This window comes from Streptomyces sp. CCM_MD2014 (genome assembly GCF_000772045.1).
GTDB classification, from domain to species: Bacteria; Actinomycetota; Actinomycetes; order Streptomycetales; family Streptomycetaceae; genus Streptomyces; species Streptomyces salinarius.
Genome location: NZ_CP009754.1, coordinates 6904024 through 6929993, shown reverse-complemented (window position 1 = coordinate 6929993; position 25970 = coordinate 6904024). Strand labels below are relative to the sequence as shown.

Here is a 25970-nt window from a genome sequence, read left to right as displayed (position 1 = left end):
AGGGTCTGCGAGTCATGCCCTCAGGCTGGCTCGCGGACCGGGCAGCGGTCCAACAGATGGTTTCGCTGGGACCCATCTCCAGAATCGATCGGCTCTTCCTAGAGTGGGCGGATGGAGATCCGTCAGCTCCGCCACTTCATGGCGGTCGTCACCGAAGGCGGCTTCACCGCCGCCGCGCGCCGCGAACTGATCGTGCAGTCGGCGCTCAGCACCTCGGTCCGCAACCTGGAACGGGAACTGGGCGCCGACCTGTTCGACCGCACCGGCCGCCGGGTCGTGCTGACCGAGGCGGGCCGCGCCCTGCTGCCGCGGGCCCGTGCGCTGCTGGCCGGCGCCGAGGACGCCCGGCAGGCCGTCGCGGCGGTGACGGGGCTGGCCACCGGACGGGTGGCCATCGGCACCATTCAGACGCTCACCTGCGTCGACCTGCCCGCCGAACTGGCCACGTTCCACCGCCGGTTCCCCGGCGTCCAGGTGTCGGTGCGGGACGCGCCGGTCGGTGAGCTGTCCGACGCGCTGCGCGCGGGGGAGCTGGATCTCGCGTATCTCGTGCCGGACGCGGGCGCGTTGGCCGAGGGGCTCACCCCGTACGCGTCCTGGGAGGAGGAGCTGGTGCTCATCACCGCTGTGGGCCATCCCCTCGCCGCGGCGGGGCGGACGCTGGTCAGGGACCTCGCCGGGGAGCCGTTCGTCGACTTCCGCGCGGGCACCGGCCTGGAGACGGCCGTACGGCGGCTCGCGGCCCACTGCGGTCTGGAGCGCCGCATCACCTGTGACGTGACCCAGATCGGGCTGCTGGTCGACCTGGTGCGGGCCGGGACCGGCGTGGCGTTCGTGCCGCGCCGGATCGGTGAGCGCGCCGGGCTGCCGTGTGTGGAGATCCGGCAGCCGGAGCCGGGCCGGACCGTGGTGCTGGCCGGGCGCGGGCCGCGGCCGCGCAATCCCGCGGCCGCGGCCCTGGCCGATCACCTCACCGGGCGCCTCACGGACGCAGCGCCCGCAGCAGCAGGTCCGCCAGATGGTCGGCGACCTCCTGCGGGCTGAGCGGGCCGTCGGGGCGGTACCAGGTGGACAGGTGGTGGATGGAGCCGAAGTGGTAGTCCACCACCAGGTCGGCCGGGGCCTCCTTGGTGAAGACGCCGGTCCGCTGCCCCTCCTCGATGAGCGCCCGGAAGCGCTCGTGGTAGCGCCGGCGCTCGGCGCGCACCTGCTTGTTCTTCTCCGGGCTCAGCTGGTGCATGGAGCGGAAGAAGATCGACGCGTCGTCGAGGTTCTCGATGGTGGTGACGACGACGTCGGCCGCCGCGTCCCGCACCCGCTTCTCGACCGGCTCGTCGGCGTCCGCGAAGGCGTCCAGGCGTTCCTGCTGGAGGCGCAGCACGCGCGCGTACACCTCGTGCAGGAGGTCGTCCTTGGAGCCGAAGTAGTGGTACAGCGCCCCCTTGGTGACGCCTGCCGCCTCGACGATCTCCTGTACCGAGGTGCGGTCGTAGCCCTGCTCGGCGAAGAGCCGGGTGGCGGCGGCCAGGAGCCGCTGCGGCACCGGAGTGCCGTCCCCGTCCGTGGTCCTGGGCACTGCCGTCACCTGCCTTTCCGTTTCACTGTCCGTTCACTGTCGGGTCCTGCCGCGTAGGGGAACGCGGTTCCCGACGGAGGATCTTCCCACTTTCCGGCTTCGGCACGTCGGGCAGGGCGCCCGGCACGGGGCGGGCGCAGGGCGGGCCGTCACCCGGCCGTCGCTTCCTCCCACTGCCGCTGGACCCGGTTCATGCCGCGCATCCAGCGGTCGGGGTCGGCGGCCCGCGCCTGGTAGTACCCGGCGACCTCGGGGTGCGGCAGGATCAGGAAGCGGTCCTCCTCGATGCCCTGGAACAGGGCGTCGGCGACGTCCCGCGGTTCGATCGCGGTGGGCCGGAGCACCAGGTCGCCGGCGCTGCCGGTGGCGGCCAGCATGTCGGTGCGCACGCCCTGCGGGCAGATGGCGTGGACCTTGATCCCGCGGTGGCGGTAGGTCAGGGACAGCCACTCGGCGAAGGCGTAGGCGCCGTGCTTGGTGACGCTGTACGGGGCGGCGCCGATCATGGTGAGCAGTCCGGCGGCGGAGACGGTGGAGACGAAGCGGCCGCTGCCGCGCTCCAGCCAGTCGGGGAGCAGGGCGTGGGCCGCGCGGACGTGGGCCATGACGTTGACGTCCCAGGCGAGTGCCCAGACGGACTCCTCCGCCGCCTCCGAACCGCCGCATCCGACGCCCGCGTTGGCGCAGTACACGTCGACCGTGCCGCCCAGCGCGTCGCGGGCCTCGGTGACGATCGCGGAGGCGTCGCCGGGGACCGCGACGCCGCCGATCTCGTCGGCGACGGCCTTCGCCCGGTCGGCGTCCAGGTCGTTGACGACGACCCGGGCCCCCTCGGCGGCGAAGCGGCGGGCCAGCGCGGCCCCGATGCCGCCTCCCGCCCCGGTGACGACGACTCCGGCATCCTGCACGGCTTCCACCATCGGTCTCCTTCGACACGCGACACGGCTCGGGCACTGCTCGCTCCCTCTTGCAGCGACAGACTAACCAGTCGGTATGTACGGCGGAAGAGGCGAACCGCGGTCTACTCCATTCCCTGCGGCCCGAGCGCGGGTTAGCGTGCGTGCGCATGACACCCGCCGCGATCACGGAGGTCACCGCATGACGCTGTCCAGACGCAACCTGCTCGCCACGACGGCCGCCGTCGCGGCCGGCACCACCACCGCCGCCGTGTCGGCGGGCACGGCACACGCGGCACCCGCGGGGCACGGGGGCCGCCCCCTGCGCACCGGCTTCGAGCGCCTCGTGGACGGCGGTTACGCCCCGCTCGACGGGCAGAGGGTCGGCATCGTCACCAACCCGACCGGCATCACCCGGGACGTGCGCCACATCGTCGACGTCATGCACGCCGACGACCGCGTGAACCTGACCGCCGTCTTCGGCCCCGAGCACGGCTTCCGCGGCACGGCGCAGGCGGGCGGCTCCGAGGGCCGCTACGACGACCCCGCGACCGGGCTGCCGGTCTACGACACGTACCTCAAGAGCGGGCAGCCGCTCGCGGACGTGTTCACGGCGTCCGGCGTGGACACCGTCGTCTTCGACATCCAGGACGTGGGTGCGCGCTTCTACACGTACATCTGGACGCTGTTCGACTGCATGGAGGCTGCCTCGCTCGCGGGGAAGCGGTTCGTGGTCCTGGACCGGCCGAACCCGGTGACCGGGCGGGCGGCCCTCGGGCCCGTCCTGCACAAGGAGTTCGCCACCTTCGTCGGGCGGCAGCCGATCGCGCAGGCGCACGGCATGACGGTCGCCGAGCTGGCGCTGCTGTTCAACGGCGAGTTCCTCAAGTCGCCGGTGCCGCTGGAGACGGTGACGATGACCGGCTGGAAACGCTCGGAGTTCTACGACGCCTCCGGGCTGCCCTGGGTGCCGCCGAGCCCGAACATGCCGACGCCGGAGTGCGCGCTGGTGTACTCGGGGACCTGTCTGTTCGAGGGGACGAACCTCTCCGAGGGACGCGGCACGACCCGCCCGTTCGAACTGCTGGGCGCCGAGGGGATCGACGGGCGCTGGGCCGCCGCCGCGAACGAGGCCGGTCTGCCGGGTGTGCGGTTCAGGGAGGCGTACTTCGCGCCCACCTTCTCCAAGTTCGCGGGCAAGACCGTCGGTGGCGTGCAGCTCCATGTGCACGACCGGGCCGCCTTCGACCCGGTGCGCACCGGCATCGCCCTCCTGGTGACCGCCAAGCGGACCTGGGAGGGCTTCGCCTGGCGGTCGGACAACTGGATCGACAAGCTCACCGGGTCCACGCGGGTGCGCACGATGATCGACGCGGGCGCGGACACCGACGAGGTGGTGGACGGCTGGGAGAGGGAACTGGCGGCGTTCCGCAGGACCCGCCGCCAGTACCTGCTCTACAAGTAGGCGCCGGGCAGGCCGGTCACCGGCGGGACTTGAACCCTCCCGCGCCGCAGTGAGGGATTCCCGGCCCAAGCGGCTCAGCCACTCTGCGAGTGATGGAGACTGACGCTCTCAGCACCAGCCGGGACGGAACCCGCCCGGTTGCCGGTGGGCCATGGGGGTCGCGCGTGCTTGGCTCTCGCGACGCGCAACCCCTGTCCGGCCGGGTGGGGTCACCCCGTCGCTACCGGTGACTGTTGAACTCCACGACCTGCTGGTAGGTCGGCCGGTTCTGCCAGCCGATGCCGCCGTGCTTGATGCCGCCGAGGGTGCGGTGGATCACCGAGTCGGCGCACCACTGGTCTCCGGCCGAGCAGTTGTCGTCGCCGGGATAGACCTGGGCGGCCGTGCGGCCCGCCGCCTCCTTCAGGGTGGAGACCAGGGTGTCCCGGCAGGCGGCGAGGTCGCCGCCCCCGCAGTACGTGTGCGCGAGCGGGCCCTCGACGGACTCGCCGAGCACGGCCCGGATGTCCTTGTCGACATAGCTCCACCAGCCGTACTGGAAGGCGCTGCCGGCGTGGGCGCCGGTCGGGCCGTGTGCGGCGGACGGGGACTCGTCGACGGGCAGGTTGCGGGTGAAGGCGGTGTAGAGCTCGGCGCCCAGGCCGGGTTCGAACTCGGCCTTCACCAGCAGCGGCCACCAGGCGTCCAGGGTGCGGATCGCGTCGGCGTGCGCGTACTTCTTGGAGCCCGCCGAGCTCTCCGTGCGCAGGCCGCCTGCGGACAGCCACGCCTTGAGCCGGTCCACGGCCGTCTTCGCCGCCGGGTCGGTCACCGGCGCGGACTCGACCACCTTCAGCAGGTCGGGCAGGACGTCCTCGGCGCGCAGGTCGGCCAGGGCCGCCTCGGCCATGGCCTTGACCAGCGCGGTGCGGGTGACGCCGCCTTCGGCGACCAGCTTCTTCACGCGGTCGTCGAGAAGGTCGCCGCGGTGGACGGAGCCGTTGCCCCAGGAGGCGGCCGGGTAGTCCTCGGCCTGCTTGTTGTTCCAGGAGATGTAGTAGTCCTGGTCGACCGACTGCGGGTGGGCGGACGCGCCGGTGTACCGGGCGGTGTTGGCGGCCGGGTCCCAGCCCCGCCACTCGTACGCCTGCCGGGCCCACACCGGGAACTCGGCGTCGACGCCGTCCGCGCGCACCGGGTTGTCGCCGCTGTTGTAGTACGCGGTGTGCTCGGAGTCGGCGTAGAACCAGTTGAACGTGTAGTTGATGTGCTGGACGGCGCTCTGGAATCGCTCGGGGCTGTCGAGGTAGTCCGGGTCGTTCAGCATCTGGAAGCCGATGATGGAGTCGGCCTCGTGGAGGTAGGAGGAGCGCAGGGTGGTGTAGGCGACCTTCTTGCCGTCCACCGTGGCGCGGGACTCGACGGGGCCGTACTTGGTGCGCCAGACGCGCATCGTGTAGGAACCGGCCGCGGTGGAGTCGGCGACGGTCGGTTTCCAGGCGTTGTGCCGCTCGACCTTCTCCATGGGCGTGCAGGTGCCGCGGTAGAGGTAGTGGTAGTCGTCCTGGCACAGCTCGACCGCGTAGGTGTCGATGATGTCCTGGCCGGAGGTGGTCGCGCTCCAGGCGTAGTCCTGGCCGCGGCCGAGTTCGACGTACATGCTCAGGCCCGCGAAGGAGGCGCCGCGGGCGCTGATGCCGGGACCCTGGATCTCCTGGAGCATGAGCAGTTGCGGGGCGAAGTAGCCGGTCTGCGGTCCGAAGACGGCGACGGGGTGGCCGCTCGCGGTGTGCTCGCCGCTGACGACGAGGGCGTTGGACATGCCCCGCCGCGCCGAGGTCACGGCGGTGTCCGCCGCCTTGGCGGAGGCTCCGGTCGCACTCGCCGCGCCGGCGCTGCCCGTACGGTCGTACACCAGCGGTTCCGCCTCGACCGACCCGGCGTCGGGCAGGGCGCGGCCCTGCGGGTCGTCCGGGGCGGGCAGGTACGGGAAGCTGCCGTCGTGCTGGGTGAGGACGGCCTCGGGGTCGTTGCGCTGGCGGAAGGACTCCCAGACCTTCGTGCCCTCGGCGACGCCGTACTTCTCCTGGGCGGCGAGGAGCGAGAGCGCGTTGTTGACCTCGCCGCCGCCGCCGGCGCCGAAGAGGGAGCCGATGACGGAGGCCAGCGCGATCAGGTCGGTGCGCTTGAAGTGCTCGATGGTGCCGGCGTTGGTGATGGCGTCCTTGTGGCCGGTCAGGACGTACTCGCCGGGGAAGTAGCGGCCCTTGTCGGAGGCGTCGATGTAGGCGTTGACCCCGGCGACGTAGGCGTCGACGTCGGCCAGCGCGCGTTCGCCGCGCTCTCCGGCCTTGGCGGCGGCGCTCTCGATCTGCGCCTCCAGGTCGGCCTCGGTGTAGGGGGCGCTGCGCCAGAACTGCTGCTCCAGGCCCTGGTTGGCGGGGGCGCCGCCGGCGAAGGGGGTCAACTGGCCGCGTCCGACGTGCCGGAAGAGGTCCATGAGCCACAGCCGGTCCTGTGCTGCCGCGTAGCCGGCGCCGAACTCGGTGCCGTAGCGGGTGGTGCCGGTGATGTGCGGCACGCCGGTCTTCTTGTCGCGGACGATGGTCACGTCGTCGCGTCCGGCGGGGCGGACGGTGGAGGCGACCTGGCCGTCCGGGACGCCGAAGGAGGCGTCGTTGAAGAAGGTGTTGATCTTGTCGTTGGTGAGGCCCCGGTAGCCGGTGGCGAGGCCGGCGTAGGGGCCGAGCTGGTCCTCGGCATGCGCGGGCTGGGTGCCGAACGCCTGGTTGAGGAGGATCTGGGCGAGGGTGGCGTTGCCGTTCTGGCCGGGCGGCAGGATGTCGGAACACTGGCCGCCGCAGTGGTCGTTGGCGGCGGCCTCGACGGCCGTGACCTCGGTGGATCCGGTCCCGGCGGCCATCGCCGGGGAAAGCGGTGACAAAGCTCCGGCAATGAGGGCGCATACGGATGCGGTCTTCAGGAACCCGTGGAGGCCGCGGGGAGTTCTCAGTCTGTCGAGGGCGTTGCGTGGGGTGCGCCGTGGCATGGCAGCTCCTCCCGACGGGGGTGTGGCGGGACGTTACCGCCGGTATCCCCGACTGGGAAGGTGAACATGCGTCACTTTTTTGGAGCGGGTGGATCGGCTTATGGGGGGCATCGGAAATCGGATGGAGCCGAATCGGTTGTCGATACGTCTATTCGGCGACGTCCGTACGACGACGCCGAAGTGAGCGAAGTACAGGTGCAGGTGTGACGGAGGTGCAGGGCGATGGCCGGTTTCCGAAGTCTGGCGAGACAGGTCCGCGATCCACGGTGCGACCTGGCGCTGCGGCGCTATTCGCTGCGCAAGTGCCTTGAACGTTTTGCCCCTTATGGGCACAGGGCGACCTGGGACCATCTCTGCTCCCGGGCCGGGTTCGGTCCCGAGGACCGCTCCCCCGACCCAGCGCGGCTCGTGGCCGCACTGGAGGAGCTGGAGGAGGCGCGCTCGGTGTGGCTGGCCTACGAGGTCGGGTTCGCGGAGCGGCGCAGGAAGGAGAAGCACGACGGGCTGCGCAGGCCGGGCAGCGTGGACGACTGGCACCGGCTGACCTGGGGCGGGTTCGGGGTGGCCTGGTGCGACGACCCCCGGGTCCACCCCGACGGGCCGCTGGCGGAGGTGCTGCGCCGGCTGATCTCCGCGCTGGAGCGTGAGCCGGGGTCGGTGTGCCCGGTGTGCGACGGGGAGCGCCTCGTGTGGAAGTACGGCCTGGACCACGAGCCCTCGACGGGTCCGGTCTGCACGGACTGCGGCATCCTCGTGCCGCGTCCCGTCCTCACTCCGGACGCGCGGGCGGCCGCCCGCCGGGGCCGGTTGCTGATGTCGGCGTAGCCGGCCGCGGGAGTGCGCCGGGGATGCCGCACTCCCGGTGGCCGTACGGCACCCGGGGGCGTCGTTCGGCCCATGGCGCCCGCGCCGCGGGGCCCGGCGGGCACTCCCCCACTGCCCGATGGGCGCGGGAGGCAGCCCCGACGGCGTTGTCAGTGGCGCCCGGCAACATGGGGGAATGGTGCAGTTGTGTGCGAACGGGGCGCGGGGCAGCGCCGACGGCGCGGTGGTGCCGCTGTCGCCGGAGGCGGTCGCGGACTCGGCGGCCGAAGCGGTCGCCGCCGGGGCCACGGACGTCCATGTCCACCCGAAGACACCGTGCGGGCGGGACACGTTGTCGCCGCGTGTGCTCGCGGCGACGCTGGAGGCGGTTCGGGCGCGGCTGCCGGCCCGTGTGCCGGTCGGGGTCACGACGGGCGCCTGGGCCGAACCCGATCCGGCGGCCCGGGTGGCGCGGATCCGAAGCTGGACGGTGCTGCCCGACCATGCGTCGGTCAACTGGCACGAGCCGGGCGCCGAGGAGACGGCCGCCGCGCTGCTCGAACGCGGGGTGGCCGTGGAGGCGGGCGTCTGGTCCGGCACGGACGGGGCGGACCGGTTCCTGCGCTCACCGCTCGCGCCGAAGGTGCTGCGGGTCCTCGCGGAGGTCACGGACAACGACCCGGCGACCGCGCGCGGCTCGGCGCGGGCCCTGCTGACCGGGCTCGGCACGGCTCACGGCCGCCCCGTCCTGCTCCACGGCGAGGACGGCGGGGCGTGGCCGGTGCTGCGGCTGGCCGGCCGGCTGGGCCTGGCGACCCGGATCGGTCTGGAGGACACCCTGTTCCTGCCGGACGGCAGCCGGGCCGCCTCGAACGCCGAACTGGTCACCGCGGCGCTGAGGGAGTGGACCTCGGCCCGCCGCGACGCGGAGTGCACCTCCGGCCGCGACGGCGGCTGACGGCAGGCCGGGCCGGGTCACCGCGCGGTCAGTCGCCGCAGCACGGCACTTCCGGCTCCCGGGCGCCGCTCGGCCGCCGGCCGCCCTTGGCGGCGGAACCGCGCCGCTCCACGAGCAGCCGGGAGCCGGCGCGGCGTTCGCCGAAGGCGTCGTCGGGGTTGGACAGGACGCAGGTCTCCAGGGACAGGCAGCCGCAGCCGATGCAGTCGGTGAGGTGGTCCCGCAGCCGGTTGAGCTGTTTGATGCGCTCGTCCAGCTCGGAGCGCCAGGACTCGGAGAGCCGGGCCCAGTCGTCCGCGGTGGGCGTGCGCCCCTCCGGCAGTTCGGCGAGCGCCTCGCGGATCGTGGCCAGCGGGATGCCGACCCGCTGCGCCGCGCGGACGAAGGCCACCCGGCGCAGCGTGTCACGGCTGAAACGGCGCTGGTTGCCCGAGGTGCGCCGGCTGTGGATCAAGCCCTTGGACTCGTAGAAGTGCAGGGCGGAGACGGCGGCACCACTGCGTGCGGCGAGCTGGCCGACCGTGAGCTCTTGGAGCTTCTCTGGAATCTGGGGCACCCCTCGAACCCTACCGACCCGGCCACTCGTCCGGCGGGCTCGTTGACACGGACTGCGAGGACCACCATGCTAAGCAGTCGCTTAGACTGACACAGACTCGCTGGGACCAGTACGACTTGGGAGGCCGGGACATGGCAGAGCCGAGGATCTTCGCGTCCGCCGACGAGGTGAGGGCGGCGGTGGGCGAGCAACTCGGGTACACCGACTGGGTGGAGGTCGACCAGAAGCGGATCGACCTGTTCGCCGAGGCGACCGGGGACCACCAGTGGATCCACGTGGACCCGGAGAAGGCGGCCGCGGGGCCGTTCGGCAGCACGATCGCGCACGGCTATCTGACCCTGTCGCTGCTCCCGCTCTTCGGACCGCAGCTGATCCGGGTCGAGGGCGTGAAGATGGGCGTCAACTACGGCACCAACAAGGTCCGCTTCCCCTCCCCCGTGCCGGTCGGCTCGCGGCTGCGCGCCACGGCCACGATCACCGGTGTCGAGGACGTCACGGGCGGAGTCCAGGTGAGCGTCGCCTTCACCGTGGAGCGCGAGGGCGGCGACAAGCCGGTGTGCGTCGCCGAGTCGGTCTCCCGCTACTACCTCTGAGCCGCCCCCGCAGGTTCGGCCCCCACCATCCGCAGCACGAGGTCGGCGTAGAGCGCGCCGACCTCGTCGGGTGTCCGGGGGCCGTTCACGTTGAACCAGCGGGCCACGTCGATGCAGAGCGACAGCACGGCCAGCGTGGTGCCCTTGACGTCCGGCACGTCGAACTCGCCCGTCGCCACGCCGTCGTCGATGATCCCGCGCACCGCGGCGTCGCACTGGCGGCGCAGCGTGAGGATCTCCTCCCGGGCCTCGGGACCGAGCGCGTCCAGCTCGTACTGCACGACCCGCGCGGTCGTACGCCGTCCGGCGTGCCAGCGGACGAAGGAGCTCACGGCGTCGGCGAGCCGTTCGGCCGCGCCGCCCTCGCCCTGGGCCGCGGAGCGCAGGATGGCCACCGCCCGGGTGTGACCGATGCGGCTGATGCGGTGGAGCAGCTCTTCCTTGGTCTTGTAGTGGATGTAGAGCGCGGCCGGGCTCATACCGGCCCGTCCGGCGATGTCGCGGGTCGTGGTCGCGTGGTACCCGCGTTCGGCGAACGCCTCCACGGCGGCGACCAGGAGCCGCCGGGCCGCGTCAGGCGTGACCTCTTCCCACGGCTCGATGTCGCCGCCCGTCGTCTCGGCCGCCGTACTCATCGCGTGTTCGCCCCTCTCGGTGACAGGAGCACCACCATACCGCCGAAGGTGAGCGGCCGCTTAGGGGCGCTGGCCCGCGGGGGTGCCGCCCGGCTTCTGGAAGGGGTCGTGCTCGACGAGGATCTTGTCGAGCCGTGCCTGGTCCACCCGGCTGACGATCTGGCCGACCTCCTGCCGGTCCCGGATGATCTTGGCCAGTGTGAAGGCGGAGGTGACCAGGTACAGGACGGCGATGGCGAGGAAGGCCCGCACCCAGGCGTCGGCCTGGAGCTGGTAGATGCCGATGGCGGTGGCGGCCATGGCCACCGCGAACGAGGCGACGGCCTGCCCGTAGAAGGCCGCCGTGCTCTGCTGCTTGACCGGTGTGTCATTCATGGGGACAAGGGTCGGCGGACGTGGCACCGGCCACATCCGCCGGGATACTCAGGTCGGGTACTCAGAACGCCGAGACCCCGGTCAGCGCACGCCCGATGACGAGCTTCTGGATCTGGCTGGTGCCCTCGTAGAGGGTCATCACACGGGCGTCGCGCAGCAGTTTGCCGGCCGGGTACTCGTCGATGTAGCCGTAGCCGCCGAAGACCTGCAGGGCGTTGTTGGCGGCACGGACGGCGGCCTCGGAGGCGAAGAGCTTCGCCTTGGAGGACTCGACGGTGAAGGGCTGCCCCCGGTCGATCAGGTCGGCGACCCGCCAGGTCAGCAGCCGGGCCGCGTCCACGTCGAGGGCGATGTCGCTGATCAGCTCCTGCACCAGCTGGTGGTGGGCGATGGTCCTGCCGAACTGCTCGCGCTCCCCCGCGTACTTCACGGCCGCGTCCAGCGCGGCCTGGGCTATGCCGACACAGCCGGCCGCGACCGACATCCGCCCCTTGGCGAGGGCCGACATGGCGACCGAGAAGCCCTTGCCCTCGGGGGCGAGCATCGCGGAGGCGGGGACGCGGACGTCCTCCAGGACCAGTTCGGCGGTCGCCTGGCCACGCAGCCCGAGCTTGCCGTGGATGGTGCGGCGGGTCAGGCCGGGCGTGTCGGCAGGGACGAGGAAGGCGGAGACGCCCTTGTGGCCGGGGGCGTCCGTGGAGCGGGCGAAGAGCAGGACCACGTCGGCCCAGGTGCCGTTGGTGATGAACGTCTTGGTGCCGTTGATGACGTAGCCGTCGCCGTCGCGCACCGCGCGGGTGGTGAGGTTACCGGCGTCCGACCCGGTGCCGGGCTCGGTCAGGCCGAAGCAGCCGACGTACTCGCCGGAGGTGAGGCCGGGCAGCCAGCGCCGCTTCTGCTCCTCGCTGCCCCAGGCCGCGACAGTCTTGGCGACCAGGCCGAGAGAGACAGAGACGATCCCGCGCACGGAGCTGTCGCCGCGCCCCAGCTCCTCCGTGACCAGGCAGTAGGAGAGGTGGTCGCCGCCGCTGCCGCCGTACTCCTCGTCGATGGTGAGGCCGAGGAAGCCGACCTCTCCGAGCTTCTTCACGATGCCCCGGTCCACCTCCTCGGCGCGGTCCCACGCGACGACATGGGGGGTGATCTCCCGCGCCACGAAGTCCCGGGCGAGCCGCCGTACGGCGCTCTGCTCCTCGCTGAGCTCCAGGTTCATGCCGAGTCACCCCACAGGAAAGAGATCTTGGAAGCGGTACATTGAAAGCCGTACATTTAAATTAGCACTGCTAGTTTCTGTTCGCAGCCCTACTATGTGCGCCATGGCCCGACCGCGCAAGCCCCTGCTCAGCTCCGACCGGATCGTCGAGACGGCCCGCGCGCTGGTGGACGCGGAGGGCCTCGCGGCCGTCTCCACGCGCCGGCTCGCCGCGGAACTGGGCGTCAGCGGGCCCTCGCTCTACAACCACTTCCGCACCAAGGACGAGATCCTCGAGGCCGTCGCCGACTCCGTGAGCGCGCAGGTCGACCTGTCGATGTTCGAGGACGGGCGGGAGTGGCGGACCGCGCTGCACGACTGGGCCGTCTCCTACCGATCGGCCCTGCGCGACCACCCCAACATCGTCCCGGTGCTGGCCCACGGGCCCGGCCGCCGCCCGGCCGCGCTGCACCTCGCGGACGCCGTCTACGGCGCGATGGTCCGCGCGGGCTGGCCCCCGGCGCAGGCCACGTCCATCGGCGCGCTGATGCGGTACTTCATCATGGGCTCGGCGCTCGGTTCCTTCGCCGGCGGCTTCGTGACCGACGCCGGTGCCTACGACCCCGCCGACTACCCGCACCTCCAGCAGGCCCACCTCCTGGCCGAGCAGCAGGAGAAGATCGACGAGCGGGCCTTCGAAACCGGCCTGACGGCGCTGCTGGACGGGCTGGCGCAGCAGTACGCGCAGGTCGCGCAGGACGCCTGAGGACGGTTCGGCGCTCGCCGAAACGTGCGTGACGCATCCTGGACGCATGACCGCGAGGGACAGGAACACCGAGGCACCCGGCCTCGCCCGGCTGGCCGGGCTGATCGCCGACGAGACGCGGGCCGCCTGTCTGCTGGCCCTGCTGGACGGGCGGGCGTGGACCGCCGGTGAGCTGGCCCGGCACGCCGGGGTCGCCGCGTCGACGGTCAGCGAGCACCTGGGCAAGCTCGTGGCGGGCGGCCTGCTCGCCGAGGAACGGCAGGGGCGGCACCGGTACGTGCGGCTGGCCGACGACCGGATCGCGCAGCTCGTGGAGGACCTGGCGGCCCAGGTCGCGCCCGAGGCCGCCGCCCGGCGCCCGCGCACCCTCAGGGCGTCGAGCGCCGGGTCCGCGATGGCCCGGGGGCGCACCTGCTACGACCATCTCGCGGGGCGGCTGGGCATCGCGGTGACCGACGCGCTGACCGGGCGCGGGCTGCTGCGCCAGGACACGGGGTTCGCGCTCACGGACGCGGGGCTCGGCTGGTTCGAGGCCGCCGGAATCCCGCTGCGGCCCACCGGTCGCCGGCCGCTGGCCCGGGCCTGCCTCGACTGGACGGAACGCCGTCCGCACCTCGCGGGCGTGGCGGGCGCGGCCCTGTGCCGGCACGCCCTGGACACGGGCTGGTGCCTGCGCATCGGCTCGGAACGGGCGGTGAAGGTGACACCGGAGGGTGAGCGGGCGCTGTCCGAACTGCTGGGCATCGACGCGGGGGCGCTGCGCTGAGCGCGGCCCCCCGTCCGACGCGACCACGCGCACCAGACCCCACGCCGGCCCGTCGCATCAGACCGGCGTCGGCACCGCCCGGACCGTGAGCCGGCACGTACGCACCGGCTCACGGTCCGAAATCCGCCAGCGGGAGCGACTCCCGCTGCCTAGCCTCAGGAGCATGATGAGCACCACCCGCACGTCTTCTCCCGCCCCCTGGCACCGTCGCCCCGAACTGCTCGCGGCCGGCGCGGCCACCGTCACCGTCGTGCTGTGGGCCTCCGCCTTCGTCTCCATCCGCAGCGCGGGCGAGGCGTACTCACCCGGCGCGCTGGCACTCGGCCGGCTGCTGGCGGGCGCCTTGACGCTCGGAGCGATCTGCCTCGTGCGCCGCGAGGGACTGCCGCCGCGCTCGGCCTGGCGCGGGATCGCGATATCGGGCCTGCTGTGGTTCGGCTTCTACATGGTCGCCCTGAACTGGGGCGAGCAGCAGGTGGACGCCGGTACGGCCGCCCTGGTCGTGAACGTCGGGCCGATCCTCATCGCGCTGCTCGGCGCCCGGCTGCTGGGCGACGCGCTGCCGCCGCGGCTGCTGACCGGGATGGCGGTGTCGTTCGCCGGTGCGGTGACCGTGGGCCTGTCCATGTCGGGCGAGGGAGGTTCCTCGCTGCTCGGGGTGGTGCTGTGCCTGCTGGCCGCGGTGGCGTACGCGGGCGGGGTGGTCGCGCAGAAGCCCGCGCTGGCCCGCGCGAGCGCCCTTCAGGTGACGACGTTCGGCTGCCTGGTCGGGGCGGTGCTCTGCCTGCCGTTCACGGGACAGTTGGTGGCGGAGGCGGCCGACGCGCCCGTCTCCGCGACGCTCAACATGGTCTACCTGGGCGTGTTCCCGACGGCGCTGGCGTTCACCACGTGGGCGTACGCGCTGGCCCGTACGACCGCCGGCCGCATGGGCGCGACCACGTACGCCGTGCCCGCCCTGGTCGTGCTGATGTCGTGGCTGGCGCTGGGCGAGGTGCCGGGGCTGCTCACGCTGGCGGGCGGCGCGCTGTGCCTGGCGGGCGTGGCGGTGTCCCGCTCGCGCAGGCGCCCGGCCGCGGCCGCGGAACGTGCCGAGCCCGCGACGGAACCGCGGCGCGAGGACGCGGGGCGGGCGTAGCACCCGCCCGCCCGCGCCGCGTCGTGCGTCCGCGCCGCGTCGTGCGTCCCGCGCCACGCCCCCGCCTTCTCGGCAGGGGGCAGAAGACGGGTCAGAAGACCACCAGCGCTCGTCCGCCCTTGCCCGCGAGCATGTTCTCGAAGGCTGCCGGGATGCCGTCGAGGGCGATGCGCTCGGTGACCAGGGCGCCGAGGTCCAGGCGGCCGGCGCGGGCGTGCGCGGCGAGGACCGGGAGGTCGCGGGCGGGGTCGGCGTTGCCGTAGACGCAGCCGGAGAGGGTGCGGCCCCAGTGGAAGATCTCCAGGGCGTTGAAGGTGACCTGCTGATCCTTGCCGCCGATGCCGACGACCGTGGTGCGACCGCCGCGCCGGGTGGACTCCCACGCGGTGCGGATGGTGGTCGCGCGGCCCACGCACTCCACGGCGACGTCGACGCCCTGCTTGCCGGTGAGGGCGCGGATCTCGCGGGCGGTGGTGTCGGAGGCGAGGAGGTAGTCGGTGGCGCCGGCGGTGCGGGCCAGCTCCTCCTTCTCCGGGGACACGTCGACGGCGACGATCTTCGAGGCGCCCGCGATCCTGGCCGCCTGGAGGGTGGCGAGGCCGACTCCCCCGACGCCGAAGACCGCGACCGTCTCGCCCTCGCGGACCTTCGCCGAATGGTGGACGGCGCCGTAGCCGGTGAGGACCGCGCAGCCGAGCAGCGCGGCCTCGGTGAGGGGGATGCCCTCGGGGGCGGGCAGGAGGCAGGACGCGGACACGACCGTCTCCTCGGCGAACGCGGCGACGTTCAGTCCGGGGTGCAGGTCGGTGCCGTCGTCGGCGCGGTGGGCGTGTACGTCGGCGGCGCCGGCCAGGGCGTTGGCGCACAGCCACACCTCGCCCAGCAAGCAGGCGTGGCAGGCGCCGCAGGACGGGGCCCAGTTGAGGACCACGTCGTCGCCGGGGGCCACGTGGGTGACGTCCTCACCGACCGCCACGACGGTGCCGGCGCCCTCGTGACCGAGGACGGCGGGCAGCGGCACCCGCATGGTGCCGTTGGACAGGGACAGGTCGGAGTGGCAGACGCCGGCGGCGGCCAGCTTCACCCGGACCTGCCCCGGGCCGGGCTCGGGCAGCTCGATCCCGGTGACCTCCAGCGGGGCGCCTACGGCGGGTACGACGGCGGCACGGACTGCGGTACGGACGGCCATGAGGTGAGGACTCTCCTGCGGGCTGGAAGCGGGCTAGAACTGGAGGGACTTGGTCTGGAGGTACTCGGTGAGGCCGTGGGCGCCCAGTTCGCGGCCCACGCCCGACTGCTTGTAGCCGCCGAAGGGGGCCAGCGGGTTGAACCGGCCGCCGTTGATGTCGACCTGCCCGGTGTCCATCCGCCGGGCGAAGGCGACCGCCTCGGCCTCGTCCCCGGCCCAGACGGCGCCGGCGAGGCCGTAGACCGTGCCGTTGGCGATGCGCAGGGCGTCGTCCTCGTCCTCGTAGCGGAGGATGGTCAGGACCGGTCCGAAGATCTCCTCCTGGGCGATGGTCATCTCCTCGGTCACATCGGCGAAGACCGTCGGGCTGACGAAGTACCCCTGCTCGCGCGGGGCTTCGGGGCCGCCCGCGACCAGGCGCGCACCCTCGGCGACGCCCTTCTCGATGTAACCGCGCACCCGCTCCCGCTGCTTGGCGTTGACGAGGGGGCCGATCCGGTCGCCGTACTTCGCGGCGGCCTCGGCGGCGAGCGAGACGGCCTCGTCGTACTGGTCGCGGTGGACGAGCATGCGGGTCCAGGCGCTGCACGTCTGGCCGGAGTTGGACATGACGTTGGCGACGCCGACGCTGACGGCCTTGGCGAGGTCGGCGCTCGGGAGGATGACGTTGGCGGACTTGCCGCCCAGTTCGAGGGCGACCCGCTTGACGGCGGCGCCCGCGGTGGCGCCGATGCGGCGGCCGACGGCGGTGGAGCCGGTGAAGGAGACCAGGTCGACGCCGGGGTGTTCGGCGAGCGCCTGGCCCGCGACCGGACCGAGTCCGGTGACCAGGTTGAAGACACCGGCCGGGACGCCCGCCTCGTGCACCGCCTCGGCGAAGAGCTGGGCGGTGAGCGGTGTGTCCTCGGCGGGCTTGAGCACGATCGTGCAGCCGGCCGCGAGCGCGGGGGCGACCTTCGCGACGATCTGGTGGAGCGGGTAGTTCCAGGGGGTGATGGCGCCGACCACGCCGACCGGCTCGTGGTGGACGACGGACGTGCCGACCTTCTCCTCGAAGGCGTACGTCGCCGCCAGCTCGGCGTAGGAACCGGCGACCGCGACGGGGACGGCGGCGTGCACCGCCTGCGAGAGCTTCGGCGGGGAGCCCAGTTCGGCGGTGACCGTCTCGGCGATCTCGTCCTTGCGCTCCACCAGGACGTCCCGCAGGGCGCCCAGACGTGCGGCGCGTTCGGCGGGCGGGGTGGCGGCCCAGCCGGGCAGGGCGGCGCGGGCGGCCCGTACGGCGGTGTCGACGTCCAGGGCGTTGCCCGCGGGGACGCGGCCGATCACCTGCTCGTCGGCCGGGTTCACGACGTCGATCGTGTCCCGGCCGTCGGCGGGACGCCAGGCTCCGTCGATGTACATGCCGTCGTGTGCCTTCATCGCGTTCCTTCCGGGCGGGCCTCGTCGTCAGCCCCAAACTAGCGCCGATAGTTTTACGGCACCAGAGGCTCCCACGATGGTGGCGCGGCTCACCCTCCGGGACTGCGCGGCCGGGGCGGGGTCACTCTTCCAGTTCGGGAAGTCGTGCCGGGGCCGGGCAGATGCGGTCGCCGTGCTGGTCGAAGACGAACAGGTGGGCGAGGTCGACGAGGAGGGGCACCTGCATGCCGTGGCGCAGGTCGATGTCGGGGGTGGTCCGGACGATCAGGTCGCCGGGCAGACGGCCGTCGGGGGCGGCGACCGCGGGTTCGGGCTCCTCCGGTTCGTCCATGACGACCACCGGCCCGGCGCGCAGGGCACCCGCCCGCTCCCGCAGCCGGTCCAGGACCGTGCCGTCGCGGCGGCGGCGCCTGACCGGGCGGCTCGCGAGGCGCGGGGCCTCCAGGTCGGGCACGACGGCCGGCTGCGAACCCGTGTTGAAGTGCACCAGGACCTCGTGGCCCTGGAACTCGACGTGCTCCACGAGCCCGGTGAGCAGTACCTCGCCGGGGCGGGCGGACGAGGGCTTCGCGATCCGGACGGCCTCCGAGCGCAGACCCACGATCACCTCGCGGCCCTGCTGGACGCGGAGCAACTGGTGGTCCAGGGAGAGCGGTTCGGGCAGGCGCAGGAACTGCTTGCCCAGGCTGATGGTCATCGCCCCGTCCAGCGGGGCGCGCACGAGGCCGCGCAGGAGGTTGATGCGCGGGATGCCGATGAAGGCGGCCACGAAGACGTTGCGGGGCAGGGCGTAAACGGCGCGCGGGGTGTCCACCTGCTGGAGGACGCCGCCGCGCAGGACGGCGACCCGGTCGCCCAGCGACATGGCCTCGGACTGGTCGTGGGTGACGTAGACCGTGGTGACGCCCAGCTCCCGGGTCAGCCGGGTGATCTCGGCGCGCAGGTGGTTGCGGAGCTTGGCGTCGAGGTTGGACAGCGGCTCGTCCATCAGGAAGACGGTGGGGTGGCGGGAGATGGCCCGTCCCATGGCGACCCGCTGGCGTTCGCCGCCGGAGAGCTGGGCGGGGAAGCGGTCGAGCAGGTCCTCGATGCCCAGCATCCGGGCGGTGGCGTCCACGCGCGGGGTGTGGTCGGTCTGCGGGTCCTCGACGCGCAGCGGGAAGCCGATGTTCCCGCGGGTGGTCATGTTGGGGTACAGGGCGAAGTTCTGGAAGACCATCGCCATGCGCCGTTCGGCCGGGAGCAGGTCGTTGGCGTAGGCGCCGTCCAGCGTCAGCCGTCCCTCGGTGATCTCCTCGAGCCCGGCGATCATGCGCAGCACGGTCGACTTGCCGCAGCCGGAGGGACCGAGCAGGACGAGGAACTCGCCCGGCGCGATGTCCAGCGACAGCCGGTCCACCACGCGGACGCCTCGCGCGTAGGCCTTGCTCACGTCGTGCAGGGAGATGGCGCGTGTCATGGAGGTGCCCCCGGGGGCTCACTGAGCGCTGGTGCTCCGCGGTCGGACGCCCACGTGCGGGTCGTACGGGGCGTGTGAGTCACGGAAGTTAACGGACCGTGCCCGGCCGGGGGAAGACACCGGACCACAACTCGGCGCGAACGTCCATCTGGTGAGAAAGCGGACGACCGGATTCAGGGCTCGGGGCGTCTCACGGGGTGATCACAGCGGGTCGGCTGCCGGTTCGGCCCCCGGATCAGCCGTCCGACGAGCCGTCCGGGTCGCCGCCCCGGCCGCGGTTGCCGCCGGACCGGCCGGAGGCGCGCACCAGTTCGCCGGCCGCCAGGGTCGCCGTCGCCACCGCGCGCGTCCACGGTGGGCCGCCGCGGGCGGCCCACGCGACGCAGGCGCAGCCGCCGACGACGAGGAGCAGGAGGACGGACAGAATGATCAGGACCACGTTCATCCCTTCGTTTGCCGGCACGGGCGGCCGTCGGCGGCCCGGTCCGGGACATCATGCCCGACCGCCGGGGAGCGCTGGCCGGCCGTGTCCACCGAAGGGGCCCGCAGGGCGACGCCCGAGGAGAGCAGGAGCAGGGCGCCCAGCATCACGAACGGCGCGGCCACGCCCGCGACGCCCGCGATCAGACCCGCGGCGGCGGGTGCGGCGACCTGGCCGAGGCGGTTGCCGGTCAGCCGCAGCGCGAGAGCCGTGGAGCGCGCCTCGTCGGGGGCCGCCTGCACGACCGTCGTCATGGACAGCGGCTGACCGACGCCCAGACAGAAGCCGAGGACGACCAGCATCAGCGCGAGCGCCCACACCGGCACCGGCAGCGCGACCCCGGCGCACAGCAGCGCGGCCAGCAGGCACGTCGTCGTGAGCAGCACCGTGCGGCCGAGCAGCCGCAGCAGGGGCGTCAGCACGAGCCGGCAGGCGATCGTGGCGGCGGCCCGCAGGCTGAGCAGTACGCCGATCACGGCCGGGGAGATGCCCCGGTGCTCGCCGACCACCGGCAGGTACGCGGTGAGGATGTCGGTCGCGGAAAGCACGGAGAGGCTGATCAGGATGCCCGCGGGCACACCGCGGGCCCGCAGGATGCTCCCCACGGGAACGCGCGGGCCGGGCGCCTTGCGCGAGGTGCCCGCCGTCGGGTGCTCTATGCGCCACAGGGACGTGACGGCGACCGCCGCGCCCGCGCCCGCCACCACGAGGGCGAGCGCGCTGCTGCCGGCCATGTCGGGGCCGCCGATCAGCGCGCCCGCGGCGATCGGGCCGATCAGCTGGCCGAGCGAGGCGCCGATGGTGAAGTGGCCGAAGTTGCGGTCCTGTTCGTGCGGCGCGGACTGGCGGGCGACGAGGGACTGGGCGCCGATGACGAAGCAGAGGTGCCCGAGGCCCATGACGCCGCTCCACAGGGCCATCGCCCACAGCGACCCGGCGACGCCGCTCAGCGCACAGCCCCCGGCGATGAGCACCACCCCGACGGGCAGCAGGGGCGCGCAGCGGCCGTGGTCGGTGCGCCGGCCCAGCGGAACGGCGGCGAACAGCGGCAGCAGCGCGTACACACCGGCGATGACGCCGACGGCCCGTTCGTCGGCGCCCAGCGCGAGGGCCCGGTAGGAGACGGCGGGCCGGGCCATCGACACCGCCCCCTGCGCGAAGCCGAAGGCGATGACGAGGCGGAGCAGCCAGCCGCGGTTCCCACCGGGCGCCATGATCGTGTCCCTTCCCGATGATCCCGGACGGTCGGGTGAATCCTCGCCGTCCCGTGATCACCGACGGTCAGATGATGCCGAACAGAATGCCCGCCGCGAGAATCACCAGGCTCGTCAGGACGGCCCACTTCACCACGAACCGGGTGTGGTCGCCGAACTCGACCTTGGCCATGCCGACCAGGACGTACACGGCCGGGACGAGCGGGCTGGACATGTGCAGCGGCTGGCCGACGATCGAGGCGCGGGCGATCTCCAGCGACGACACGCCGTGCGCCTGGCCGGCCTCGGCGAGCACCGGCAGGACGCCGAAGTAGAAGCCGTCGTTCGACATGAAGTAGGTGAGCGGCAGGCTCAGCAGGCCGGTGACCAGGCCCATCTGCGGGCCCATGCCGTCGGGGATGGTGTCCACGAGCCAGTTGGCCATGTGGTCGACCATGCCGGTGCCGGTGAGGACACCGGTGAAGACGGCGGCGGCGAAGACCATGCCGGAGACGTTGAGGACGTTGTCGGCGTGGGCGGCGATGCGGGCCTTCTGGTCGGGGATGTGCGGGAAGTTGACCGTGAGCGCGAGCGCGGCACCGATCAGGAAGAGCACGGGGATCGGCAGCAGCTCCGTGATCATGGCGGTGAGCAGCGCGACCGTGAGCAGCGCGTTGAACCAGTACAGCTTGGGGCGCAGGGTGGGCCGGTTCGGGTCGAGGCCCTTGAAGTCGTCGCCGGACTCGGCGGCGGACTCGGCGGCGGACTCGGCGCCCCGGTCGGCCGCCGCGCCGGAGCCGCCCGCCGCACCGCGAGTCCCGCCGGCGCCGCCACCGGCACGCGCACCGGACGCCCCGGCGGCCGCACCCGCACCGACCAGCACCGTCTCGCTCTCCTGCTCCCGCTCCCGCACCAGTGCCTCGTCCAGCGACAGCGTGCCGATCCGCCTGCGCTCACGCAGACCCAGCACGTACGCCAGGACGACCACCGCGACCAGTCCGACGGCCAGGGCCGGGATCATCGGGACGAAGATGTCGGTGGCGTCCACCTTCAGCGCGGTGGCGGCGCGCGCGGTGGGGCCGCCCCAGGGCAGCGTGTTCATCACGCCGTTGGCCATGGCGGCGACGCCGGTCATCACGACCAGGCTCATCTTGAGCCGCTTGTACAGCGGATACATCGCCGAGACCGTGATCATGAAGGTGGTGGAGCCGTCGCCGTCCAGGGAGACGATCGCGGCGAGCAGCGCCGTGCCGACGACGATGCGCATCGGGTCGGCCTTGCAGAACTTCAGGATGGCCCGGACGATCGGGTCGAAGAGCCCGACGTCGATCATCACACCGAAGTAGACGATCGCGAACATGAGCATCGCCGCGGTGGGGGCGAGGCTGGACACGCCGTCGATGACGTAGTCGCCCAGATGGGCGCCCTTGCCGACGAACACGCAGAACAGCGCGGGTATCAGCACGAGCGCCGCGATCGGCGACATCTTCTTCATCATGATCAGGACCAGGAAGGTCGCGATCATGGCGAAGCCGAGGATGGTCAGCATGAGTGAGTACCTAACGTTCGCCCTTGAACATCCCACCGGGCAGGCGGTGCGAGCGACGTTAGGTGGCGCGCCGGAGCGTTAACAAGACGTTGACATGCGAGCAATAAGCGCAAAACTCCAGGTCACAGCCGTGCACCGGTCAGCGGGGTCAGCTCGACGGGTACGCCGTTGAGGACGGCGTTGCCCGAGAGCGGGTCGAGCGTGCCGCCGTCGAGGAGCTGGTTGACGTTGACGCCGGGATCGCCGGCGGCGTGGGTCTGGCGGGTGCCGGGCCGGTCGTGGCCCCAGCCGTGCGGGAGGCTGACCACGCCGGGGCGCACGGTGTCGGTGACCTCGGCGGGCGCGGTCACCGCTCCCCCCGCGCCCTTCACGCGTACCGGCTGCCCGGAGCGCACGCCGAGCCGTGCGGCGTCCTCGGGGTGGAGGTGCAGGGTGCAGCGGTTGGAACCGCCGGTGAGCGCCGGGATGTTGTGCATCCAGCTGTTGTTGGAGCGCAGGTGGCGGCGGCCGACGAGGACGAGCCCGGCGGGCCGTTCGGCGCGGGCCCGCACGAGGCGCGGCAGGTCGGCGGCGATCGGCTCCGGCAGCAGCTCGATCTTGCCGCTGCGGGTCTTCAGCGGCTGGGGCAGGCGCGGGCGCAGCGGGCCGAGGTCGATGCCGTGGGGGTGGGCGAGGAGGCGGGCGAGGGTCAGTCCGTCCGGCCGGGCGCCGAAGCCGTCGCCGTAGGGGCCGAGGCGGAGCATCAGGTCGAGGCGCCGCTCGGGGCCGTTCTCGCCGGTGAGCAGGGCGGTGAGGTCGCCGGGGTCGCGGCCGTGCACCGGTGAGTGCGGCTCGCGCACGGCCTTGGCGAGGGTCTGCTCGATCACCGTGGCGTCGACGGCGGCGGGGTCGGCGCCGTGCGCGCCGGTGACGGCCAGGGTCAGGCGGGCGAGGATCTCCGTCTCGGCCATCCTGCCGGGCTCCAGCGGGACCGCGGGGCGGGTGTAGCGGACCTGGTTGCGCACGGCGAGGGTGTTGAAGGCGAAGTCGTGGTGCGGGCTCTGGGCGGGCGGGGGCGGCGGCAGGACGACATGGGCGTGGCGGGAGGTCTCGTTGAGGTAGGGGTCGACGCTCACCATGAAGTCGAGGGAGTCCAGCGCCTTGTCGAGACGGTCGCCGTCGGGCGCGGAGAGCACGGGGTTGGCGGCGATCGTGAGCAGCGCGCGGACGGGTTCGCCCGCGTCGGTGGCGGTGTCGATCTCCTCGGCGAGGGCGGACAGGGGCAGTTCGCCCTTGGCCTCGGGATGTCCGCTCACCCGGGAGTGCCAGCGGCCGAGCGCGAACCCGCGGCCGGGTCCGGCCGGGCGCGGGGTCCGGTCGGTGGCGGCCTGCGGGAAGAGGGCGCCGCCGGGCCGGTCGAGGTTGCCGGTGAGGATGTTGAGGACGTCCACGAGCCAGCTGGCGAGGGTGCCGTGCGGGACGGTGCAGCTGCCGATGCGGCCGTACACGGCGGCGGTGGGGGCGGCGGCGAGTTCGCGGGCGAGGGCGCGCGTCACGTCGGCGTCCACGTCGCAGACGGCGGCGACGGACTCGGGGGTGAAGTCCCGTACGGCGTCGCGGACTTCGCCGATGCCCGTGACGTGCGGGGTGAGCGCGCCGAGGTCGACCAGGTCCTCCTCGTACAGCACGTGGGCCATCGCGGCCAGCAGCAGTGCGTCCGTGCCGGGGCGGATCGCCACGTGCCGGTCGGCGAGCTTCGCGGTGCGGGTGCGGCGGGGGTCGACGACGGTGAGGGTGCCGCCGCGGGCCCTGAGCGCCTTGAGGCGGCCGGGGAAGTCGGGGGCGGTGCACAGGCTGCCGTTGGACTCCAGCGGGTTGGCGCCGATCAGCAGGAGGTGGTCGGTGCGGTCGAGGTCGGGCACGGGGATGGCGTTGGCGTCGCCGAAGAGCAGCCCGCTGGAGACGTGCTTGGGCATCTGGTCGAGCGTGGACGCGGTGAAGAGGCTGCGGGTCCCGAGAGCGCCCAGCAGGACGTTCGGATAGAGCGCGCCGGCCATGGTGTGGACGTTCGGGTTGCCGAGGACCACGCCGACGGCGTGCGGTCCGTACCGCTCGACGACCGGCCGGACGCCGGCGGCCACCGCGTCGAACGCCTCCTCCCAGGTGGCCTCGCGCAGGACCCCGTCCCTGCGGACCAGGGGGGTGCGCAGCCGGTCGGGGTCGGAGTCGACGGCCCCGAAGGAGGCACCCTTGGGGCAGATGAAGCCCCGGCTGAACACGTCGTCGCGGTCGCCTCGGGCCGCGGTGACCGTGCTCCCGTCGACGGTGAGGGCCAGGCCGCAGGTGGCCTCGCACAGGGGGCAGATACGCAGGGCGGTGCGGGACACGGGTCCTCCCGTAGGGGGCGGTGGCGCTCGTCCCGGGTGAGCATACCGACCGGTAGGCATGTTGGGGAGGGGCCGACCGGACGCACGGACGCCGCCGGGCGCCGCCTCCCGTCAGTCGAGCACGCGCCCGAGATACGCCCGCAGCAGTTCCCGGGCCTCCTCGATGATCTTCTCGTCCCCGTCCGGTGCGACCCGGAAGGCGAGCTGGACGAGGGCGTCGGCGGTTTCCACGGCGACCAGGAAGACGCGGCGCAGGTCGTCGTCGGGCCGGCGGCCCAGGTAGCCGGAGAGCAGTTCGGTGAGCCGCTCGGCGACGCGGTGGTTGGGCACGGCGTGGCGGTCGCCGACGGGGATCTGGTTGCCGAAGTCGATCAGGGAGAAGCCGGGCGCGGTCCGCTTCATCGCCAGGTACTCGTCGAGCACCGCGTCCAGCGCGCCGCGCCAGCCGTCGTCCTCCGTCTCGGTCAGCCGTTCGGTCACGCGCTCCGCGTAGCGCTCCAGGTTGCGCTGGGCCAGGGCGTCGGCCATCTGCCGCTTGTTGCCGAAGAAGCGGTAGACCGAGCCGATGGGGACGTCCGCGCGCAGCGCCACGGCCCGGGTGCTGAGGGCGTCGTACCCGACCTCGTCTAGGAGGTCGGCGCAGGCGTCGAGGATCCGGGTCAGCCGTTCGGCGCTGCGCCGCTGCACGGGGGCGCGGCGGAGCGGGGTCGCGTGGGACACGGTCCTCATGATGCCCTGCGGGACCGGTCGGGTGAACCGCGGCCTCCGCCACAGCGGGGGGAGCCGTGCCGGGCGCGGGCGGCACTCACCGGTCCGTCGCCGGTTCGGTGACCGTCCGGCCCTCGATGTCCTCCGGCTGCGTCGCCCCGGTCGGCTCCGCCTCCGAGGCCGTGATGTCCGCCGTGCTCTCCACGGGCTCGCCGTCGACGGCCCAGACGGTGTCGTCGTCGGCGTACAGGCGGACGGTGAGCTGGTGCGTGCCGCGCGGCACCAGGTCGGCGGCGAGCCGGTAGCGGGGTCCGCGCAGGCTGGTGAGGTGGTCGCCGTCGAGGAAGAGACGGGCGACGCCGCGGCCGGCCACCGCCTTGGCCTCCGTGCCCTCCGGCGAGAACCGGAAGTCGCGGACGGTCAGCCGCACGTCCCAGCTGGCGTCGGCCTCGGGCTGCACCTCGATCCCGGCCTCGGGGGCTTGCTCGGCGTCCACCTCGCGGTAGCGCCGGCCCTCCTCGTCGGTGGTGTCGAGCAGCCTGCCCACCGGCGTGGCCGAATCCCCGGCCTCCGGTTCACCCTCGTCACCGGCGCCGCAGCCCGCCGATCCCGTCAACAGCAGGACACAGACCGCGAGCACGGCGAGCACTCCCCGCGTCCACGACATGACGGGAGACTAGAACACGGGTCCGACACTCCGGATCCCCCGGGGGTCTGGTTCCGGTCATCCTCACGGCGGACGGCCGGGGAGGAACGGAGCGGGGTAGTCCTCTTGCGCCCTCTTGCGCGCGGGAAACCGCAATCCTACGGTGTGCCATAGGAATCGGGTCGCGAGGATTCGGGTTGCGAGGGAGC

At 72.9% G+C, this 25970-nt stretch carries 24 protein-coding genes; 8 read left to right on the top strand and 16 right to left on the bottom strand.

Annotated elements, in window-relative coordinates:
• Nucleotides 1–111: 111 nt before the first annotated feature.
• Nucleotides 112–1044, top strand: coding sequence for a LysR family transcriptional regulator (locus NI25_RS30855; RefSeq protein ID WP_061445599.1), 933 nt, complete (start codon nt 112–114; stop codon nt 1042–1044).
• Here NI25_RS30855 and NI25_RS30850 read toward each other — a convergent pair.
• Together NI25_RS30850 and NI25_RS30845 are read right to left on the bottom strand one after the other, a co-directional pair.
• A complete protein-coding gene (locus NI25_RS30850; RefSeq protein ID WP_061445598.1) occupies nt 983–1576 on the bottom strand; it encodes a TetR/AcrR family transcriptional regulator in 594 nt (197 codons plus the stop codon). The genes NI25_RS30855 and NI25_RS30850 overlap by 62 nt on opposite strands.
• A gap of 149 nt (nt 1577–1725) precedes the next feature.
• Entirely contained in the window at nt 1726–2496 is a 771-nt protein-coding gene (locus NI25_RS30845) for an SDR family oxidoreductase (RefSeq protein ID WP_061445597.1), read from the bottom strand.
• 178 nt (nt 2497–2674) lie between these two features.
• Here NI25_RS30845 and NI25_RS30840 point away from each other — a divergent pair, with 178 nt between their 5' ends.
• A complete protein-coding gene (locus tag NI25_RS30840; RefSeq protein ID WP_199561053.1) occupies nt 2675–3937 on the top strand; it encodes an exo-beta-N-acetylmuramidase NamZ domain-containing protein in 1263 nt (420 codons plus the stop codon).
• A 220-nt stretch (nt 3938–4157) separates the two neighbouring features.
• Here NI25_RS30840 and NI25_RS30835 read toward each other — a convergent pair whose 3' ends face one another.
• Nucleotides 4158–6965, bottom strand: coding sequence for a penicillin acylase family protein (locus tag NI25_RS30835; protein ID WP_061445595.1), 2808 nt, complete (start codon nt 6963–6965; stop codon nt 4158–4160).
• Nucleotides 6966–7187: 222 nt separating this feature from the next.
• Here NI25_RS30835 and NI25_RS30830 point away from each other — a divergent pair, with 222 nt between their 5' ends.
• Both NI25_RS30830 and NI25_RS30825 read left to right on the top strand, forming a co-directional pair.
• A complete protein-coding gene (locus tag NI25_RS30830; protein ID WP_061445594.1) occupies nt 7188–7790 on the top strand; it encodes a hypothetical protein in 603 nt (200 codons plus the stop codon).
• A 175-nt stretch (nt 7791–7965) separates the two neighbouring features.
• Nucleotides 7966–8727: a 3-keto-5-aminohexanoate cleavage protein gene (locus NI25_RS30825; RefSeq protein WP_061445593.1), complete on the top strand. Its 762-nt coding sequence runs from the start codon at nt 7966–7968 to the stop codon at nt 8725–8727.
• Between the two features lie 28 nt (nt 8728–8755).
• Here the strand turns inward: NI25_RS30825 and soxR are convergent, their stop codons facing one another.
• Nucleotides 8756–9283 (bottom strand): redox-sensitive transcriptional activator SoxR, encoded by a 528-nt coding sequence (gene soxR, locus NI25_RS30820; protein WP_061445592.1) that lies wholly within the window; start codon nt 9281–9283, stop codon nt 8756–8758.
• A gap of 131 nt (nt 9284–9414) precedes the next feature.
• On the opposite strand from soxR, the gene NI25_RS30815 reads away from it, so the two are divergent.
• Nucleotides 9415–9876: a MaoC family dehydratase gene (locus NI25_RS30815; protein ID WP_061445591.1), complete on the top strand. Its 462-nt coding sequence runs from the start codon at nt 9415–9417 to the stop codon at nt 9874–9876.
• Here NI25_RS30815 and NI25_RS30810 read toward each other — a convergent pair.
• The 3 genes from NI25_RS30810 to NI25_RS30800 form a co-directional block, all read right to left on the bottom strand.
• Nucleotides 9867–10511: a TetR/AcrR family transcriptional regulator gene (locus NI25_RS30810; RefSeq protein WP_061445590.1), complete on the bottom strand. Its 645-nt coding sequence runs from the start codon at nt 10509–10511 to the stop codon at nt 9867–9869. The genes NI25_RS30815 and NI25_RS30810 overlap by 10 nt on opposite strands.
• Before the next feature lie 60 nt (nt 10512–10571).
• On the bottom strand, nt 10572–10886 hold the full coding sequence (locus NI25_RS30805) for a YiaA/YiaB family inner membrane protein (protein ID WP_061445589.1): 315 nt from the start codon (nt 10884–10886) through the stop codon (nt 10572–10574).
• Between the two features lie 61 nt (nt 10887–10947).
• Nucleotides 10948–12099 (bottom strand): acyl-CoA dehydrogenase family protein, encoded by a 1152-nt coding sequence (locus NI25_RS30800; RefSeq protein WP_061445588.1) that lies wholly within the window; start codon nt 12097–12099, stop codon nt 10948–10950.
• A 103-nt stretch (nt 12100–12202) separates the two neighbouring features.
• Between NI25_RS30800 and NI25_RS30795 the strand changes: the two genes are divergently transcribed.
• From NI25_RS30795 to NI25_RS30785, 3 genes are all read left to right on the top strand, one after another.
• Entirely contained in the window at nt 12203–12844 is a 642-nt protein-coding gene (locus NI25_RS30795) for a TetR/AcrR family transcriptional regulator (RefSeq protein ID WP_061445587.1), read from the top strand.
• A gap of 46 nt (nt 12845–12890) precedes the next feature.
• On the top strand, nt 12891–13610 hold the full coding sequence (locus NI25_RS30790) for an ArsR/SmtB family transcription factor (protein WP_061445586.1): 720 nt from the start codon (nt 12891–12893) through the stop codon (nt 13608–13610).
• A gap of 163 nt (nt 13611–13773) precedes the next feature.
• Complete coding sequence (locus tag NI25_RS30785; RefSeq protein ID WP_061445585.1) at nt 13774–14748, top strand: DMT family transporter; 975 nt, start codon at nt 13774–13776, stop codon at nt 14746–14748.
• A gap of 91 nt (nt 14749–14839) precedes the next feature.
• On the opposite strand, the gene NI25_RS30780 is transcribed toward NI25_RS30785, so the two are convergent.
• The 9 genes from NI25_RS30780 to NI25_RS30740 all read right to left on the bottom strand — a co-directional run bounded on the left by NI25_RS30780 (nt 14840) and on the right by NI25_RS30740 (nt 25782).
• Nucleotides 14840–15937: a zinc-binding dehydrogenase gene (locus NI25_RS30780; RefSeq protein WP_061445584.1), complete on the bottom strand. Its 1098-nt coding sequence runs from the start codon at nt 15935–15937 to the stop codon at nt 14840–14842.
• Between the two features lie 33 nt (nt 15938–15970).
• The gene (locus NI25_RS30775; protein WP_061445583.1) at nt 15971–17359 is read right to left on the bottom strand and encodes an aldehyde dehydrogenase family protein; all 1389 of its coding nucleotides are present in this window, start codon (nt 17357–17359) and stop codon (nt 15971–15973) included.
• Nucleotides 17360–17480: 121 nt separating this feature from the next.
• On the bottom strand, nt 17481–18818 hold the full coding sequence (locus tag NI25_RS30770) for an ABC transporter ATP-binding protein (protein ID WP_061445582.1): 1338 nt from the start codon (nt 18816–18818) through the stop codon (nt 17481–17483).
• Nucleotides 18819–19053: 235 nt separating this feature from the next.
• A complete protein-coding gene (locus NI25_RS30765) occupies nt 19054–19263 on the bottom strand; it encodes a hypothetical protein (RefSeq protein ID WP_061445581.1) in 210 nt (69 codons plus the stop codon).
• Complete coding sequence (locus tag NI25_RS30760; protein WP_061445580.1) at nt 19260–20513, bottom strand: MFS transporter; 1254 nt, start codon at nt 20511–20513, stop codon at nt 19260–19262. The genes NI25_RS30765 and NI25_RS30760 overlap by 4 nt, the downstream gene beginning before the upstream one ends.
• A gap of 67 nt (nt 20514–20580) precedes the next feature.
• Complete coding sequence (locus tag NI25_RS30755) at nt 20581–22041, bottom strand: CitMHS family transporter (RefSeq protein ID WP_061445579.1); 1461 nt, start codon at nt 22039–22041, stop codon at nt 20581–20583.
• A gap of 122 nt (nt 22042–22163) precedes the next feature.
• The gene (locus NI25_RS30750; protein WP_061445578.1) at nt 22164–24407 is read right to left on the bottom strand and encodes a molybdopterin-dependent oxidoreductase; all 2244 of its coding nucleotides are present in this window, start codon (nt 24405–24407) and stop codon (nt 22164–22166) included.
• A 111-nt stretch (nt 24408–24518) separates the two neighbouring features.
• Entirely contained in the window at nt 24519–25136 is a 618-nt protein-coding gene (locus NI25_RS30745) for a TetR/AcrR family transcriptional regulator (protein ID WP_061445577.1), read from the bottom strand.
• Between the two features lie 76 nt (nt 25137–25212).
• Complete coding sequence (locus tag NI25_RS30740) at nt 25213–25782, bottom strand: hypothetical protein (protein WP_061445576.1); 570 nt, start codon at nt 25780–25782, stop codon at nt 25213–25215.
• Between the last annotated feature and the right edge of the window lie 188 nt (nt 25783–25970).